Source organism: Pseudomonas sp. MF6747 (genome assembly GCF_963890955.1).
In the GTDB taxonomy this organism is placed as follows: domain Bacteria; phylum Pseudomonadota; class Gammaproteobacteria; order Pseudomonadales; family Pseudomonadaceae; genus Aquipseudomonas.
The window spans coordinates 250085-266528 of record NZ_CAWPSZ010000002.1; the positions used below are offsets into that span (position 1 = coordinate 250085).

The window sequence follows — 16444 nt, forward strand, 5'->3', positions numbered from 1 at the left end:
TTTTTTGCGCCGCCGTTGCCCGGCGGTTATTGGCGCCGGGCGGCATCAATCGGTGTGGGAGAGCGGCATGCCCGGGCTGCCGGCATAAAACACCAGTAATTCCACCGGTGTATCCCCTGTGACGCCTCGATGGACGATGTTGACCATCTCGGCGAGTGTCTGCCCTTGTTTGAAAACCTGAGCGTGACCGCTGTCGCGGCTTTGCACGGTGAGTTCTCCACGGAGTATGTAAGCCGCGTTGGGCATCGGGTGTGTGTGCCAGGCGAGGGTGGTGTGTGGCGCAATCTTGAGCTTCAGCAGCGTCAGCTCCGGGGCGCTTTGGGGGTAGCCGGTATAAGGCGTACCGTCCCAGGATGCGCTGCTTTGCAGCAGAATTTGCCTTTCGATTGGCGCAAGGGCGTTGGGCGGGGTGCCACACCCGTGCAGGAACAGGCAGGCGATGAGCGCGAGCGAGCGGTTGTCCATGATTTGATCCGTTGAGCAGAGTAGTGCTTCAGGCTACGGGCGTGCGGTCGGGATGGATGTCGGGCGCGGCGGTAAGTCTGCGCAGTTATCTGCCTGCGTGATGTAAGAGGTGGGCGTGGCAGGTGCCGCGGCGCTGCCAGAAACACGATGGCCTTGATTGGCATCGACCGCCGCCTTCTGCCGCGCCGCGCGGGTAGCTTCGATATTTTTTCAGGCATAAAAAAAGCCTCCCGAAGGAGGCCTTTTTGTCACGCCGCTTTAAGCGGCGCTACCGGATCAGCAGCTGTAGTACAGCTCGTATTCCAGTGGGTGTACGAAGGTGCGTACTTTGATTTCTTCTTCGCTTTTCAGCTCGATGTAGGCATCGATGAAGTCGTCGCTGAATACGCCGCCTTTGGTCAGGAACGCACGGCCCTTGTCCAGCTCTTCCAGGGCTTCTTTCAGGCTGCCGCACACTTGTGGGATCTCTTTGGCCTCTTCAGGCGGCAGGTCGTACAAGTTTTTGTCGGCGGCGTCGCCAGGGTGGATCTTGTTCTGGATACCGTCCAGGCCGGCCATTACCAGGGCAGCGAAGGCCAGGTACGGGTTGGCTGCCGGATCCGGGAAGCGCGCTTCGATACGGCGAGCGCGAGGGCTGGACACGTAAGGAATACGGATCGAGGCGGAACGGTTACGTGCCGAGTAAGCCAGCATTACCGGTGCTTCGAAACCTGGGACCAGACGCTTGTAGGAGTTGGTCGACGGGTTGGTGAAACCGTTCAGGGCCTTACCGTGCTTGATGATGCCGCCGATGAAGTACAGGGCAGTGTCGGACAGGCCGGCATAACCTTCGCCAGCGAAGGTGTTCTTGCCTTCTTTAGCGATGGACAGGTGAACGTGCATACCCGAACCGTTATCGCCGTACAGCGGCTTAGGCATGAAAGTAGCGGTACGGCCGTAGGCATCAGCCACGTTGTGTACGCAGTACTTGAGGGTCTGAACTTCGTCAGCCTTGGCAACCAGGGTGTTGAACTTCACGCCGATTTCGTTCTGGCCGGCAGTCGCCACTTCGTGGTGGTGAACTTCGATGACCAGGCCCATTTCTTCCATGGCGTTGCACATGGAGGTACGGATTTCGTGGTCGTGGTCGAACGGCGGAACTGGGAAGTAGCCACCTTTGATACCTGGACGGTGGCCTTTGTTGCCGCCTTCGATGTCCTGATCGGACATCCACGAACCTTGTTCGGAGAAGATCTTGAACATGGAGCCGGAGATGTCGGACTTGAACTTGACCGAATCAAAGATGAAGAATTCTGGCTCTGGGCCTACGAATACGGTGTCGCCGATACCGGTCGACTTCAGGTATTCCTCGGCACGCTTGGCGATCGCACGTGGGTCGCGGTCGTAGCCTTGCATGGTCGAAGGCTCGATCACGTCGCAGACGATGATCAGGGTTGGGTCTTCGGTGAACGGGTCGAGAACGGCAGTGCTGTCATCCGGCATCAGGATCATGTCGGAGGCTTCGATGCCTTTCCAGCCAGCAATGGAGGAACCGTCGAACATTTTGCCTTCTTCGAAGAAAGCATCATCCAGCGCGTCGCGAGCCGGCATGGTCACGTGGTGCTGAGTACCTTTAGTGTCCGTGAAGCGCAGATCAATCCATTTAACGTCATGATCTTTGATGAGTTGAACCGACTTCGACATGGTGTCCTCCGGGTGGCTTCGGGCTGGGGTAGTGGAGTTAGCCCTTAGAATGTGGGTGATGCCGGCGCGAATACTCGACCAAGGCAACCTGCCTCACAAGAGAGCAAATTGCATGCCAGTGCGCCAACATGGCCTTTTTGCCTCAAAATGGCCCCTATAAAGGTGCAATCCGCTGAAGCGGAATAATTAACGCACTGCAATGTAGCGTTAATTTGCGCAAATGACCCGTTTTGGTGCGCGCTGTGTCTGATGCATATTAACTGGTTAAACCTTGAGCGATTTCCGCTATAATCCGCGCCCCCCTTTTTCAGCAGGCCCGGCGCGCGCTGTTTCCATGAAATTAATCGTTAAAGTGTTCCCCGAGATCACCATCAAAAGCCGACCGGTACGGACGCGTTTCATCCGTCAGTTGGCCAAGAACATCCGTGCCGTGCTCCGTGACCTGGACCCGGCTGTGGTGGTGAACGGCGTGTGGGACAACCTCGAGCTGGAAACCCGTGTCACCGACGCCAAAGCCTTGAAGGACATGACTGAGCGCCTGAGCTGCATGCCGGGCATCGCGCATTTCCTGCAGGTGGATGAGTACCCGCTGGGCGACTTCGACGACATCACCGAAAAGTGCAAGCAGCACTACGGTAGCGAGCTTGAGGGCAAGATTTTTTCGGTGCGCTGCAAGCGCGCCGGCAAGCACACCTTCAGCTCCATGGACGTCGAGAAATACGTCGGCAGCAAGCTGCGTCGCGAGTGCGGTGCTGCCGGAATTTCCCTGAAAGCGCCGCAAATTGAAGTGCGCATGGAAATTCGCGACCAACGGTTGTTTGTGATCCACAGCCAGCACAACAGCATCGGCGGCTACCCGCTGGGTGCCCTGGAACAGACCCTGGTATTGATGTCCGGCGGTTTCGATTCCACGGTGGCGGCCTACCAGATCATGCGCCGCGGCCTGATGAGCCACTTCTGCTTCTTTAATCTGGGCGGGCGTGCACACGAATTGGGCGTGATGGAAGTCGCGCACTTTATCTGGAAGAAGTACGGCAGCTCCCAGCGCGTGCTATTCGTAAGCGTGCCGTTTGAGGAAGTGCTGGGCGAAATTCTCGGCAAAGTCGATAACAGTCATATGGGCGTAGTATTGAAGCGTATGATGTTGCGCGCTGCGTCGCGGATTGCCGATCAGTTGCAGATCGACGCGCTGGTGACCGGTGAAGCGATTTCCCAGGTCTCCAGCCAGACGCTGCCGAACCTGTCGCTGATCGACTGCGTGACCGAGAAGCTGGTGCTGCGCCCGCTGATTGCCAGTCACAAGCAGGACATCATCGACCAGGCCGAAGAAATCGGCACGGCGGCGTTTGCCAAACACATGCCTGAATATTGCGGGGTCATCTCGGTGAACCCCAAGACCCACGCCAAGCGCAACCGCGTGGAGTACGAAGAACAACAGTTCGACATGGCGATTCTGGAGCGTGCGCTCGAGAACGCCAAAATGGTCCCGATCGATCGCGTAATCGACGAACTGGGCCAGGATGTGCAAATCGAAGAAGTCAGCGAAGTCCTGGCCGGCCAGATTGTCGTCGATATCCGTCACCCGGATGCCGCCGAAGATGAACCGCTGGAAATCGCTGGCATCGACGTGCAAACGCTGCCGTTCTACGCATTGAACGCGCGTTTCAAGGAACTGGATAACAGCCGTCAGTACCTGCTGTATTGCGACAAAGGCGTGATGAGTCGCCTGCATGCCCACCATTTGCTCAGTGAGGGGCATGCCAATGTGCGCGTTTATCGACCGAGCTAAGAGCCCGGGGCTGTTTGCCTGTGGCCTGCGTCACCGGCCCCCCGACTCTGCCGTCAAGCTGTAACGGCAAGGCCTGACTCTACTGTTAATCGCTGCCACGACCTGTCAGCACACCGAATCCTCTGATCGAGATACACAAGTGATCGAAAATCTACGTAACATCGCCATCATTGCTCACGTTGACCATGGTAAAACCACCCTGGTAGACAAACTCCTGCGTCAATCCGGCACCCTGGAGCGCAACGAGCTCAACGACGAGCGCGTGATGGACTCCAACGACCAGGAAAAAGAGCGCGGTATTACCATCCTGGCTAAAAACACCGCTATCAACTGGAACGGCTACCACATCAACATCGTGGACACCCCGGGCCACGCCGACTTCGGCGGCGAAGTTGAACGTGTAATGTCGATGGTTGACTCCGTTCTGCTGCTGGTTGACGCTCAAGACGGCCCTATGCCGCAAACCCGTTTCGTGACCAAGAAGGCGTTCGAAGCCGGCCTGCGTCCGATCGTGTGCATCAACAAGGTTGACCGTCCAGGCGCGCGTCCGGACTGGGTTCTGGACCAGATCTTCGACCTGTTCGACAACCTGGGTGCTACCGAAGAACAGCTGGACTTCAAAGTCGTCTACGCCTCGGCCCTGAACGGCATTGCCGGTCTGGAACACACCGACATGGCTGAAGACATGACCCCGCTGTACCAGTCGATCGTCGACAACGTACCGGCGCCAAAAGTTGACCGTGAAGGTCCGTTCCAGATGCAAATCTCGGCACTGGACTACAACAGCTTCCTGGGTGTTATCGGTGTTGGCCGTATCGCTCGTGGTAGCGTCAAGCCGAACACCCCGGTTGTCGCCATCGGCGCCGACGGCAAGAAACGCAACGGCCGTATCCTGAAGCTGATGGGTCACCACGGTCTGCACCGTATCGACGTTGAAGAAGCGTTTGCCGGTGACATCGTGTGCGTGAGCGGTATGGACTCGCTGTTCATCTCCGACACCCTGTGCCAGCCGGACAACGTCGAGGCGATGAAGCCTCTGACCGTTGACGAGCCAACCGTTTCCATGACCTTCCAGGTAAACGACTCGCCTTTCTGCGGTAAAGAAGGCAAGTTCGTGACTTCCCGTAACATCAAGGAACGTCTGGACAAAGAGCTGCTGTACAACGTTGCTCTGCGCGTTGAAGAAGGCGACTCGGCTGACAAGTTCAAGGTTTCCGGCCGTGGTGAGCTGCACCTCTCGGTACTGATCGAAACCATGCGTCGCGAAGGCTTCGAAATGGGCGTTGGTCGTCCAGAAGTGATCATCCGTCAGGTTGACGGCGTGAAGCAGGAACCGTTTGAAAACGTCACCATCGACACCCCTGAAGAATCCCAGGGCAAGGTCATGGAAGAGATGGGCCTGCGTAAGGGCGACCTGACCAACATGGTGCCGGATGGCAAAGGCCGTGTGCGTCTGGAATACAACATCCCTGCTCGTGGTCTGATCGGTTTCCGTAACCAGTTCCTGACCCTGACCAACGGTGCTGGCATCCTGACCTCGATCTTCGATCGCTACGACACCATGAAGTCCGGCGACATGTCCGGCCGTCAGAACGGTGTTCTGGTATCGGTAGAAACCGGTAAGGCACTGACCTACTCCCTGGAAACTCTGCAGGCGCGTGGCAAGCTGTTCGTGGAACACGGTCAAGAGATCTACAACGGTCAGATCGTTGGTCTGAACAGCCGTGACAACGACATGGGCGTCAACCCAACCAAAGGCAAGAAGCTCGACAACATGCGTGCTTCGGGTAAAGACGAAACCATCGCTCTGGTTCCACCTGTTCGCTTCACCCTGGAACAGGCCCTGGAATTCATCCAGGACGACGAGCTGTGCGAAGTCACGCCTAAGTCGATCCGCCTGCGTAAGAAGATCCTGGACGAAGGCGAGCGTACCCGCGCTGCCAAGAAAGCCAAGAACTGAGTTAACTCAGGCTGAATGAAAAACGCCCCCGGTCGAAAGGCCGGGGGCGTTTTTTTGTGCCTGCAGAATTTGTGGTGAATATACCGGCCTCATCGGGGGCGAGCCCCCTCCCACACTTGAATGTGCTCACAGATCAAAGGTGGGAGGGGGCTTGCCTCCGATAGGGCCCTCAACAGCCCCACAAAAATCGAATCAGAACTTATCGAGCGTCTTGAACTTCGTCTCGCGCACCACTTCCTTGGGCTTGTACGCGCAATACCCCGGCCGCGGCCCGATTTTCGGGTGGTTGCGGCACGTATCCGGGCGCTTGTCATAAATAGTGCAGAAGCGCGTCTTACGATCCAGGTACAGGCAATCGTTATTGCTCATGCGCTGCAGGGTAAAAATCTCGGATTTGGAATTGAAGCGCTCGACGATGCCTTCTTTCTGCAAGCGCTTGGCGATGTTCTTGGGCGGGTCGCCGCGCTCGAACTCATCGACGATGCCAATGCGGATCAGGTCCTTGATCTTCACCTCAACCGGCAGCGTGCAGCAGCTGGACACGCAGCCACCGCACATGTGGGCGGAATATTTCTGCCAGGTCTCGAGACGGTCGAGTTCCGCAGCGGCGATCAGTTGAGGCTTCATCAGGGTTCCAAGGTGGGGCTATATCCGGGCGCGCGATCATACCGGGATTGATGGTTTTTTGAACAATATTTTGCGGTTTTCAGCCCGAAGGCTACTCACGCACCGATTGGGCACGACCCCTGCATCAATTTTGCGCAACGGTGAATGAGTTAAAAAACTGCCGAACCAGAGCGTCTACCGTCTGTCAGACCGACTAGGCTCTAGCAACTCCTTCAATCTCGCCCGAGGTCGCACCGATGTCTCAGGAACCGCTTGCACGAGAAGCAGAGGTAGCCGCATTCCGCGATGCTGTCTTGACCAAACTCACCTACGCGGTGGGCAAGGACCCCGACCACGCTTTCGACCACGACTGGTTCGAAGCCATTGCGCTGGCCGCCCGCGACCAGATGGTCGATCACTGGATGGACCACACGCGGCGTATTTACCGCAAAGGCCAGAAGCGGGTTTATTACCTTTCGCTGGAATTTCTTATCGGCCGTTTGCTCTACGACAGCCTGAGCAACCTCGGCGTGCTGGAGATCGCGCGCGAAGCGCTGTCCGAACTCGGTGTGGACCTGGAGCGCATCCGCCTGCTGGAGCCCGACGCGGCGCTTGGCAACGGTGGCCTGGGCCGCCTGGCCGCATGCTTTATGGAAAGCATGTCGACCTTGGGCATTGCCGGCCACGGTTATGGCATTCGTTACGAGCACGGTTTGTTCCGCCAGGCGATCGTCGATGGCTGGCAACAGGAACAGACTGAGCGTTGGCTGGACTTTGGCAACCCGTGGGAATTCGAACGGGCCGAGGTGATTTACCCCATCGGTTTTGGCGGCAGCGTCGAAACCCTGGCGGACGCTTCCGGCAAGATGATCCAGGTGTGGTCGCCGAATGAAACCGTGCGCGCGGTGGCTTATGACACCCCCGTCGTCGGCTGGCGCGGCGCCAGCGTCAACACCCTGCGCCTGTGGCGTGCACGGGCCGTGGAAGACTTGCACCTGGAGCGTTTCAACGCCGGTGACCACCTGGGCGCCGTCGCTGAAGTCGCCCGCGCCGAAAGCATCTCCCGCGTGCTCTACCCGGCCGACAGCACCGAAGCAGGGCAGGAACTGCGCCTGCGCCAAGAATACTTCTTCGTCTCTGCCTCGCTGCAGGATCTGCTGCGCCGCCACAAAAACATGCACGGCTCGGTATTGAGCCTGGGCGAGCACGCCGCCATTCAGCTCAACGACACTCACCCCTCGATTGCCGTCGCCGAGCTGATGCGCCAACTGGTCGACCTGCATGACATTCCGTGGGAAGCGGCGTGGGACGTGACGGTTGAAACCCTTTCCTACACCAACCACACCCTGCTGCCCGAAGCCCTGGAGACCTGGCCTGTAGGCTTGATGGAGCGCATGCTCCCGCGGCACATGCAAATCATCTACCTGATCAACGCCCAGCACATCGACTCGCTGCGGGCCAAAGGCATTCACGACTTCGACGTGCTGCGCGCCGTGTCGCTGATCGAAGAAGACAACGGCCGCCGCGTGCGCATGGGTAACCTGGCGTTCCTCGGCTCGCATAGCGTCAACGGCGTGTCTGGCCTGCATACCCAACTGATGCGCAGCACGGTGTTCTCCGAGCTGCACAAGCTGTACCCGGAGCGCATCAACAACAAAACCAACGGCATCACCTTCCGCCGCTGGCTGTACCAGGCCAACCCCAAGCTCACCGAGATGCTGGTGGAGGCGCTGGGCCCGGATATTCTCGACACCATGGAAACCCGCCTGACGGAGCTGGAAACCTTCGCCGAGAAGCAATCCTTCCGCAAAGCCTTCGCCGACCAGCGCCTGCACAGCAAACGTGCACTGGCCGAGATCATCCACGAGCGCCTGGGTATTTCAGTCAACCCGGCGGCGATGTTCGACGTGCAGGTCAAACGCATCCACGAGTACAAACGCCAACTGCTCAACCTGCTGCACACCGTGGCGTTGTACCAGGCGATCCGCGCCGAGCCTGGCACCGACTGGGTGCCACGGGTGAAGATCTTCGCCGGTAAGGCAGCGGCGAGTTATCACCAGGCCAAGTTGATCATCAAGTTGACCAACGACATCGCCCGCACCGTGAACAACGACCCGACCGTGCGCGGTTTGCTCAAGGTGGTGTTCCTGCCCAACTACAACGTCAGCCTGGCGGAAAGCATTATTCCGGCGGCGGATTTGTCGGAGCAGATCTCCACGGCCGGCTTTGAAGCCTCGGGCACCAGCAACATGAAGTTCGGCCTCAATGGCGCGCTGACCATCGGCACCATGGACGGCGCCAACGTGGAAATGCACGAGCACGTGGGCGCCGATCACATGTTCATTTTTGGCCTCAGTGCTCAGCAGGTTGAAGCCCGCAAGCACGCTGGCGAATTCAACGCCGGGCCGGAAATTGCTGCCTCCCATCGTCTCAACGACGTGTTGCAAGCGATTCGCGGCGGGGTGTTCTCGCCGGATGATCCCGGCCGCTATGTGGGCCTGATCGACGGGCTGATCGACTACGACCGCTTCCTGGTGTGTGCCGACTTCGACTCCTACTGGGACGCTCAGGCGCGGGTCGAGGCGCATTGGCATGACTCCAAGGCGTGGTGGCGCTCGGCGGTGCTGAACACGGCGCGCATGGGCTGGTTCTCCTCGGACCGCACCATCAGGGAGTACGCGACCGAAATCTGGAAAGCGCTCGACTAATCACCGCAATACTAAATGTGAGAGGGGGCTTGCCCCCGACAGCGGATTGCCAGTTTGCAGATATGTCGACTGGCACACCGCTATCGGGGGCAAGCCCCCTCCCACATTGGCCCCGCGTCGATATACTAGGCCCCGGTTTGCCCGCCTCGGGCTGCTTAGGGATATCGACCATGCAATGGATTTTCATGCTGATTGGCCTGGTGCTCGGCTGGACACTCGATGAGTCGTTCAGTGATGCGGGTATCGGTGCGCTGCTGGGCTTGGGCATTGGCCAGGCCATTCGCCTGGCGAAGCTGTCGGCGCAGGCGGACCAGCAGGCTCGTCAGTTGGAAACCACGCAGAAGGCGCTGATTGCGCTGGGTGAGCGCCTGCGGCAACTGGAGGTGCCCGCGCCGACGAACAGCGTGATTGTCGAACCCTCCGTGCCTGAACCCCCTCCTGTCGTTGCAAAGCCCGAACTTGTCTGGGAGCTACCCGCCGAACTGGCGCCCGTGGCTGTGGCCGCCCAAGCCAGTCAGCCGCTGCCCGATGACGCCTGGGTCGCAGCGCCAACTCCCAAAGCGCCTGCCGCGCCCCGCGGCCCCAACCTGATCGAGCGCGCCATCAGTGGCGCACGCAATTGGCTGTTTGGCGGTAACACCGTGCTGCGCGTCGGCGTGGTGCTGTTGTTCCTGGGCTTGGCCTTTTTGCTGCGCTATGCCACCGAAGGCGTGGTGGTGCCGATCGAGTTGCGTTACGCCGGGGTTGCCGCTGCCGCCATCGGCCTGTTGGGCTTGGGTTGGTGGTTGCGGCTGCGTAATAGCAATTACGGCCTGATGCTGCAAGGAACCGGCATTGCCGTGTTGTACCTGACGGTGTTCGCCGCGATGCGCTTGCACCCGTTGATCGATCCGGGCGCCGCGCTGGGCCTGCTGGTGGCGGTCACGGTGTTCTCTGCAATCCTGGCGATCACCCAGGATGCCCTCGGCCTGGCTTGCGCGGCGGCGTTGGGTGGTTTTGCCGCGCCGATTCTCACGTCAACCGGCGCCGGCAATCACGTGGCGTTGTTCAGCTACTTCGCATTGCTGAACGCCGGTATCCTCGCCATCGCCTGGTTCAAGGCCTGGCGCTTGCTTAACCTGATCGGTTTTGTCGGCACCTTCGGCATCGGTTTCGCTTGGGGCATGCGTTCCTACACGCCGGAACTGCTGTGGAGCACCGAGCCGTTCCTGATCGTGTTTTTCCTGATGTACCTGGCCATCGGCCTGTTGTTCGCCCGGCGCACATTGCTTGAGATGAGCGACGCACCCGAAGACGACAGTCGGGGTGCGCTGCTGCGCTGGTCGGCGGCCAAGGGTGATTATGTCGACGGCAGCATGCTGTTCGGCCCGCCGTTGGTGGGCTTTGGTTTGCAGTTCGCGCTGGTGCAGCACCTGGAATTTGCCGCCGCATTCAGTGCGCTGGGCCTTGGCATCCTGTACATGGGGCTGGCGCAAGGGCTGCGTGGCGGGCGGGCTTTGTTGCTGGCGGAAACCTGCCTGGCGTTGGGCGTGATCTTTGCCAGTTTGGCGATTCCGCTGGGCCTCGACGCACGCTGGACGGCCGCGGCCTGGGCGGTGGAGGGCGCCGGGATCTTCTGGCTCGGCTTGCGTCAGCAGCGGCCGCTGGCACGTGCATTTGGCCTGTTGTTGCAAGTGGGTTCGGCGCTGACCTTCCTCAGCGAACTGCGCGTAGGCGAACTGACCTTGCTTGACGGTGCACCGCTGGGCGCGCTGTTGTTGGGTGCTGCGCTGTTGTTCAGCTTCGATCAGTTACGCAGGGCGTCAATCGAGCAGGCGGCGGACTGGGAGCGCAAAGGCCAGCCCGTGCTGGCGAGCCTGGGCCTGAGCTTTTTGTACCTGCTCGCACCGTTGCTGCTGCTGACCCAGGGCACCGCCATCAGTTGGGCAATCGCGGGGCTTGTGACGTTGTTTGTCGGCCTGCGCATCGGCTCGCGCACCTTCCTGTTCACTGCGTTTGCCGTGCAATTGCTCGGTGGTGCGTTGTTCCTCCTGCGCCTGCAGGGCGGCGACGGGACGGCGGTATTCAGTGCGGGCTGGAGCGGTTTGTTGACCGCCTCGCTGATCGGTTTGGCGTTGGTTGGCGGCATGCTGCTGGCCGTGCGCGACGACAAGGTGCGCAGCGACGTCGGCCTGCTGCGCGGTCTGTCAGTGGTGCTGCTCGCCGGTCTGGTACTGATCAACCTCGCGGTACTGTTTGTACTGCCGTGGGACAGCGCCAGCGGCGTGTGGGCGGCCAGCGGTTTGCTGATCATCTGGCTGAGCCTGTACCTGCAACAGCGTGTGAGCTTCGTGTTTGGGTTACTGCTGCAACTGATCGGCGGCGCCTCGTTCCTGTTGGCGGTGCCACAGCTGCTCGGGCCGTTGAGCAGCGAAGGCTTGCGCCCCTTGGCGCACAGCGGTTTCTGGACGCCAATGGTGTTGGGCCTGGCTGCCTTGGTCGGCGCCTGGCGCTTGCAGCGTGAGCCGCATGCGCCGGTGTTTGCCGTGTTGAAACTGCAACGCCTGTCTGACCTGCTGCTGGTGTGGGGCGCGGCCTGGTGGACGCTGGCGCTGATCGGTGAAGTGTTGCGGTTTATCGCGCAGCCGCAGCAAGGCGCATATTTGCTCGGCATCGCGGCGGTGAGCGTGGCGATCTGGGCGCTGCTGGCCGAACGTTTGCGCTGGGCGTCGCTGGGCATGCTATGCGCGTTGCTGATGCCGGCGGCGGGCGTGGTGTTGCTGGCCTCAGCCGATGATTATTACCACCCGGCGGCGCAGTACGGCTGGCTGGCATGGTTGGCAGTGTTTGTGGTGCATTTCATTTCGCTACGGCGTTTGGCGGCGGTGGTGCCGAGCAACGTGCCGAGCAACGTGCCGAGCAACGTGCCGAGCAACGTGCTGAGCATCGCTCACGTACTCGGCTGCTGGATGCTGATCGGCGTGCTGGCGCTCGAGCTGCGTTACGGCCTGTTGCTGCTGTCGAGCGAGTACAACGCCTGGCGCTGGCTGGGTTGGGCGATCCTGCCAAGTCTGTACCTGGTGTTGGCGGCTGCGCCACGCCGCTGGCCATGGCCGGTGTCGGCGTATCCACGTGAATACCGTGTGCTCGCCGCGCTGCCGCTGGCGGTGTTGATGCTCGGCTGGTTCTGGTTGGCCAATATCTTCAGCGATGGCACGGCCAAACCGCTGCCATATGTGCCGCTGCTCAGCCCCCTGGACCTGGGCCTGTTGTTCGCGTTGCTGGGTATTTACCTGTGGTCGCGCAGCATCGCGCCGCAGCGCGGTCCACGCGCCGAGCTGGTCGCCCAAGGTGTTGCGGGTGTTTCGTTGTTTGCCTTTTTCACGGCCCTGGTGATGCGCGCTGCCCACCACTGGGCAGGCGTGCCGTTCCATCCGGAGGCGTTGCTGGAGTCGATGCTGGTTCAGGCCGGCCTGTCGATTGTCTGGACCCTCATCGCCCTCGGGCTGATGATCGGCGGCCATCTGCGCCATCGTCGCGAAGTGTGGTTGATCGGTGCGGCGCTGATTGCGGTGGTGGTCGCCAAGCTGTTTTTCGTCGAGCTGAGCAACCGCGGCGGGCTGGCGCGGATCGTGTCGTTTATCGGCGTGGGTGGGTTGCTGCTGGTGGTGGGTTACTTTGCGCCGCTGCCGCCCAAGCGTGCCGAACCTGTGTTGGAAACTGAAGGAGCATCCTCTTGATCGGTAAGTTGAGCGTGATCGCGGTGGGCGTGTGTATGACGTCGTCGGTGTGGGCGCAGGAAACGCCTGCCGACTTCACCACGCAAGTGCCGCTGGCGGTGAGTGGCAACGGCCCTTGGTATCGCCTGGAGTTGCCGCTGTCTGTGCAACTGAGCGCGCGCCAGGCGGATCTCGGCGATGTGCGCGTGTTTAATGCCGCCGGTGAACCTCAGGCCTATGCGCTGTCACGCCAATCTGTGCAACGCACTGAAAGCCGCACTGTGACCGACGTGAAGTGGTTCCCGCTGTACGCCGCCGACACGCGCGAAAGCGTGCCGGATGTGGTGATGAAATCCACGGCCGAAGGCACGTTGCTCGAAGTGCGCCCGTCCAGGGCGGGCAAGCAAGTGCTGCGCGGTTGGGTGCTGGACGCCAGTGCGATCAAGGCGCCGTTGCAGCAACTGAGCCTGGACTGGAGCCGCGAACAGGACGGCTTCCAGCGTTTCAGCATTGAGGCCAGCGACGACTTGCAGCACTGGGCGTCGTGGGGCGATGGCCAGGTGGCACGTCTGTCGTTTGCCGACGAGCGTGTCGAGCAACATGAGGTGAGTTTGCCGGGGCAATCGGCGCGCTACCTGCGCCTGCTGTGGCAGGGCCAGGTCGCGCCGACGCTGACCTCGGCCAAGCTGGTGAGCGCCACCAGCAGTAGCCTGCCGATGCCGTTGGTGTGGTCGCAGCCCTTGTCGGGCGCGCGGCTCAAGGCGGGCGAGTACAGCTGGCAGTTGCCGACGGGGCTGCATGTCGAGCGTTTGCGCATCGAGCTGAAGCAGCCGAACACGCTGGCGCCGGTCACCTTGGCGGGGCGCCGTGATGCCAATCAAGCCTGGCAGCCGCTGAGCACTGGTGTGTTGTACCGCTTGACCCAGAATGGCCAGGATGTGGTGCAGGATGAGTTGCAACTGCCGGGAGTGGCCGTCGGCGAGCTTAAATTGCAGGTGGATGAGCGCGGCGGTGGCCTGGGCGTTGAGGCGCCAGCCCTGCGTTTTGCCGTGCGCGCCACGCAGTTGGTGTTTCTGGCGCGGGGTGAGCCGCCGTTTACCCTGGCGTTGGGCAATGGCGGGGTCAAGGCGGCGAACCTGCCCTTGTCGACTTTGATTCCCGACTACAGCGCCGAGCGTCTCAAGACGCTGGGCCAGGCCAGGGTCACCGGTGACGCTGTGGTTAAAAGCGCCACCGTTGCCGCATCGCCCGAAGTGGGCACCGATTGGAAGAAACTCGGCCTGTGGGCCGTGCTCCTGTTGGGTGTGGCGGCGCTGGGGGCGATGGCCTACAGTTTGTTGCGTGCGCCTGCGGCCAAACCGTGAACTCTATTGGCGTTAAATCCTCTGATTAGAGGAAATAACCCTCGACTCGCGTTAAACTGCGCGGGTTTTTAAGCCCCCCATTCTCCGGAGCCTTACATGTCCCGCGTTACCCTGAGTCGCTATTTGATCGAGCAGACCCGCAGCAACAACACGCCTGCCGATCTGCGCTTCCTTATCGAAGTGGTGGCGCGTGCTTGCAAGGAAATCAGCCACGCCGTGTCCAAAGGCGCACTGGGTGGTGTTCTGGGCAGCATGGGCACTGAAAACGTCCAAGGCGAAGTGCAGAAGAAGCTCGACGTGATTTCCAACGAGATCCTGCTCGAAGCCAACGAATGGGGCGGTCACCTGGCCGGCATGGCGTCCGAAGAAATGGACAATGCCTACCAGATCCCGGGCAAATACCCGAAAGGCGCCTACCTGCTGGTGTTCGACCCACTGGACGGTTCGTCCAACATCGACATCAACGCTCCGGTCGGCACCATCTTCTCGGTACTGCGTTGCCCGAACGAATACCTGAGCCAGAACGAAGCGCTGAACGAAAAGGCCTTCCTGCAGCCAGGCACCGAGCAAGTGGCTGCCGGCTACGCGATCTACGGCCCACAGACCATGCTGGTGCTGACCCTGGGCGATGGCGTCAAAGGCTTCACCCTGGACCGCGAAATGGGCAGCTTCGTGCTGACCCACGAAGACATCACTATTCCTGCCTCTACCCAGGAATTCGCGATCAACATGTCCAACCAGCGTCACTGGGAAGAGCCGGTGACTCGCTACGTCGGCGAGTTGATGGCAGGTGAGGAAGGCCCGTTGAAGAAGAACTTCAACATGCGCTGGGTCGCCGCGATGGTGGCTGACGTGCACCGTATCCTGACCCGTGGTGGCTTGTTCATGTACCCGCGTGACAGCCGCGAGCCGTCCAAGCCGGGCAAGCTGCGTTTGATGTACGAAGCCAACCCGATGTCCTTCCTGGTTGAGCAAGCGGGCGGCGCGTCCACCGACGGCCACCAGCGCATCCTCGACATCCAGCCCGAAGGCCTGCACCAGCGCGTGGCGGTGTTCCTGGGTTCCAAAGAAGAAGTTGAGCGTGTGACCGGTTACCACAAGAAGTAAGACGCGGCGATCACTTATCCGCGATGTTGTGAGGCTGTTCACTCTTGAGAAAGCCCCGAAACGTTTCAGCGTTTTCGGGGCTTTTTTGTTTTTGCTCATCGGGAACCAGACACCTCTTTTCCCTTCTAAGCTTCTGGCAGATACCCAAGCTGCTTCGTCCCTCCAGGAGTTTTTCCATGTCGTTACGCCGTCTCGCCCTGCTGGCTTTTTGCGTGCTATTGGCCGCTTGCAGCAAGGTCAACCAAGAAAACTACGCGAAGTTGTCGGCTGGCATGGCCAAGGCTGAGGTGGAGTCGCTGCTGGGCAAGCCAACCGATTGTTCTGGCGCACTGGGCATGTCCAGTTGCACCTGGGGCGATAAAAACAGCTTTATCAGCGTTCAATATGCCGGTGACAAAGTTTTGATGTTTTCCGGGCAAGGCCTGAAGTAAACCGGGGCGCGAGCCTGCGGGAGAAGAAGAATGATGCGTTTTGTTTTGTGCCTTTGTGCCAGCCTGTTTTTGGCAGGCTGCGCCAGCCATTCTGGCGATGATCTGCAACCCAAGACAGCAAGCAACGTCAACCTCAAGCGTTACCAGGGCACCTGGTATGAGTTGGCCCGATTGCCCATGTACTTCCAGCGCAACTGCGCGCAGTCCGAAGCCCGCTACACGTTGCTGCCCGATGGCGACATGTCGGTGTTCAACCGCTGCCTGACACCTGAATGGAAGTGGGAAGAAGCCAAGGGCACGGCCACGCCGCAAGTGCCGGGCAAGACCGACAAGCTTTGGGTGGAATTCAATAACTGGTTCACGGCGCTGCTGCCGGGCGTCGCCAAGGGCGATTACTGGGTGCTGTATGTCAGCGACGACTACAAGACCGCCATCGTCGGCAGCCCAAGCCGGCGTTACATGTGGATATTGTCACGTACGCCGACGGTGAACGCCGACACTCGCGAAGACCTGCTGAGCAGGGCGCGCCAGCAAGGGTATGACACCACGCGATTGATCTGGCGCACGTCGGACAGGCAGATGGCGAAGACCTCGCAGTAAACCTGTACCAGCGCCGATAAAAATGTGGGAGCG

12 protein-coding genes are annotated in these 16444 nt (G+C 60.3%); 8 read left to right on the top strand and 4 right to left on the bottom strand.

From position 1 onward, the window contains the following. Window positions 1-45: 45 nt before the first annotated feature. Window positions 46-465, bottom strand: coding sequence for a cupin domain-containing protein (locus tag AACW30_RS03475; RefSeq protein WP_119738108.1), 420 nt, complete (start codon window positions 463-465; stop codon window positions 46-48). 276 nt (window positions 466-741) lie between these two features. Beyond that, a complete protein-coding gene (gene glnA / locus AACW30_RS03480; protein WP_034117297.1) occupies window positions 742-2148 on the bottom strand; it encodes a glutamate--ammonia ligase in 1407 nt (468 codons plus the stop codon). Between the two features lie 334 nt (window positions 2149-2482). On the opposite strand from glnA, the gene thiI reads away from it, so the two are divergent. Both thiI and typA read left to right on the top strand, forming a co-directional pair. Then, on the top strand, window positions 2483-3937 hold the full coding sequence (gene thiI, locus AACW30_RS03485) for a tRNA uracil 4-sulfurtransferase ThiI (protein ID WP_106577484.1): 1455 nt from the start codon (window positions 2483-2485) through the stop codon (window positions 3935-3937). Window positions 3938-4076: 139 nt separating this feature from the next. Next, the gene (gene typA / locus AACW30_RS03490) at window positions 4077-5897 is read left to right on the top strand and encodes a translational GTPase TypA (RefSeq protein ID WP_003217997.1); all 1821 of its coding nucleotides are present in this window, start codon (window positions 4077-4079) and stop codon (window positions 5895-5897) included. A 192-nt stretch (window positions 5898-6089) separates the two neighbouring features. On the opposite strand, the gene AACW30_RS03495 is transcribed toward typA, so the two are convergent. After that, window positions 6090-6524, bottom strand: coding sequence for a YkgJ family cysteine cluster protein (locus AACW30_RS03495; RefSeq protein WP_017529542.1), 435 nt, complete (start codon window positions 6522-6524; stop codon window positions 6090-6092). 236 nt (window positions 6525-6760) lie between these two features. Here AACW30_RS03495 and AACW30_RS03500 point away from each other — a divergent pair, with 236 nt between their 5' ends. The 4 genes from AACW30_RS03500 (at window position 6761) to AACW30_RS03515 (ending at window position 15380) form a co-directional block, all read left to right on the top strand. Beyond that, a complete protein-coding gene (locus AACW30_RS03500) occupies window positions 6761-9211 on the top strand; it encodes a glycogen/starch/alpha-glucan phosphorylase (protein ID WP_200624281.1) in 2451 nt (816 codons plus the stop codon). A 170-nt stretch (window positions 9212-9381) separates the two neighbouring features. Then, window positions 9382-12930 carry a DUF2339 domain-containing protein gene (locus tag AACW30_RS03505; protein WP_200624282.1) on the top strand — a complete coding sequence of 1183 codons (3549 nt, stop codon included), beginning with the start codon at window positions 9382-9384 and terminating at the stop codon, window positions 12928-12930. After that, window positions 12930-14273 carry a DUF3999 domain-containing protein gene (locus tag AACW30_RS03510; RefSeq protein WP_200624300.1) on the top strand — a complete coding sequence of 448 codons (1344 nt, stop codon included), beginning with the start codon at window positions 12930-12932 and terminating at the stop codon, window positions 14271-14273. The genes AACW30_RS03505 and AACW30_RS03510 overlap by 1 nt, the downstream gene beginning before the upstream one ends. A gap of 96 nt (window positions 14274-14369) precedes the next feature. Then, a complete protein-coding gene (locus AACW30_RS03515) occupies window positions 14370-15380 on the top strand; it encodes a class 1 fructose-bisphosphatase (protein ID WP_053253909.1) in 1011 nt (336 codons plus the stop codon). A gap of 10 nt (window positions 15381-15390) precedes the next feature. Here the strand turns inward: AACW30_RS03515 and AACW30_RS03520 are convergent, their stop codons facing one another. Then, window positions 15391-15558 carry a hypothetical protein gene (locus AACW30_RS03520; protein WP_200624283.1) on the bottom strand — a complete coding sequence of 56 codons (168 nt, stop codon included), beginning with the start codon at window positions 15556-15558 and terminating at the stop codon, window positions 15391-15393. Here AACW30_RS03520 and AACW30_RS03525 point away from each other — a divergent pair. Together AACW30_RS03525 and AACW30_RS03530 are read left to right on the top strand one after the other, a co-directional pair. Continuing rightward, entirely contained in the window at window positions 15557-15811 is a 255-nt protein-coding gene (locus tag AACW30_RS03525) for a hypothetical protein (RefSeq protein WP_017849914.1), read from the top strand. The genes AACW30_RS03520 and AACW30_RS03525 overlap by 2 nt on opposite strands. Before the next feature lie 30 nt (window positions 15812-15841). After that, a complete protein-coding gene (locus AACW30_RS03530; protein ID WP_106577487.1) occupies window positions 15842-16411 on the top strand; it encodes a lipocalin family protein in 570 nt (189 codons plus the stop codon). Window positions 16412-16444: the final 33 nt, after the last annotated feature.